This window comes from Vibrio sp. R-1, assembly GCF_035615595.1.
Lineage (GTDB): Bacteria > Pseudomonadota > Gammaproteobacteria > Enterobacterales > Vibrionaceae > Vibrio > Vibrio cholerae.
The window spans coordinates 1-1,163 of record NZ_WPDC01000207.1 but is presented as its reverse complement, the minus strand read 5'-3'; the positions used below and the strand labels follow the sequence as shown (position 1 = coordinate 1,163).

Here is a 1,163-nt window from a genome sequence, read left to right as displayed (position 1 = left end):
TGGGTGGTATTTTACTGCCGATCGTGACGTTACTGCGTTACAGCCTACAAGACAGTAACGGGCAATTTAATGGCATCACCAACCTGCTGCAGCTACTGCATACTCCCGGCCTAGTATCGGCACTAGAACACTCCTTAGCGATCAGTGCATTGGTCACGCTACTCAGCGTCACCCTTGCGTACTTGATTGCCTATGGGCTAACGAAAACGCGTCTCGCTGGTCGCACTTTGCTGCAATTAAGTTTACAGCTACCGCTGTGTGTCCCATCGATTTTGCCGTGCTTAGGATTAATGTACCTGTTTGGTGGTCAGGGTGTATTCAGTGACTACATCGATATTCCGCTTTATGGGCCACTCGGCGTAACGCTGGGTGGGGTCTTATTTACCCTTCCTCACGCGGTATTACTGCTGTGCACCACTCTGCGAGCCATTGATCCTCGGCTGTATCAAGCCGCAGAAATGCTCGGCGCTGGTAACGGACGTCAATTTTTTACCATCACCCTGCCTAACAGCTTGTATGGGATCATCAGTGCCTGTTTTGTTGTATTCACGCTAACGATGACCGACTTCGGGATTGCTAAAGTCCTGGCGGGCCAATACAACCTGCTGGCGACCGAAATTTATCAACAAATCATCGGGCTACACAATTTCCCCATGGGTGCTGCGCTGAGTTTATTGCTGCTGCTTCCTATGTTACTGGCCTTCATCGTGGACAACTGGGCGCGGAAAAAACAAGCACGTCTCTCTGGCGTTTTTGATTCAGCCCTACCGGAAAAATCGTTGCTGCGCGATAGCCTATTTACCTTGCTGTGCTGGCTGCCGACACTGGTCATTGTTAGTGTGATTGGCGTGGTAGTTTGGGGCTCATTCATTAACTATTGGCCCTATGACTTTACGTTAACCTTAGACAACTATCGCTTCGCCGCCTTAGGCTATAGCTGGCAGCCGTATCTTAACTCGCTACAATTTGCCTTCAGTGTTGCTCTTTGCGGTAGTCTCTTTTGCTTTATCGTGGCCTATCTGGCACAGCGCGCTGCGATTTGGCCACCACTCAAAACGGGATTGCGCCTATTAAGTTTACTGCCACTGAGTGTGCCTGGCACCGTGCTTGGCTTAGCTTATCTACTAACATTTAGCAGTGTCTCGGTATGGACCAATTGCATG

At 50.0% G+C, this 1,163-nt stretch carries 1 protein-coding gene; it reads left to right on the top strand.

What is annotated here, in order from left to right:
- Positions 1 to 1,163 (top strand): ABC transporter permease subunit (locus GOU96_RS17655; RefSeq protein WP_324702081.1); only part of this gene is annotated, 1,163 nt, incomplete at both ends.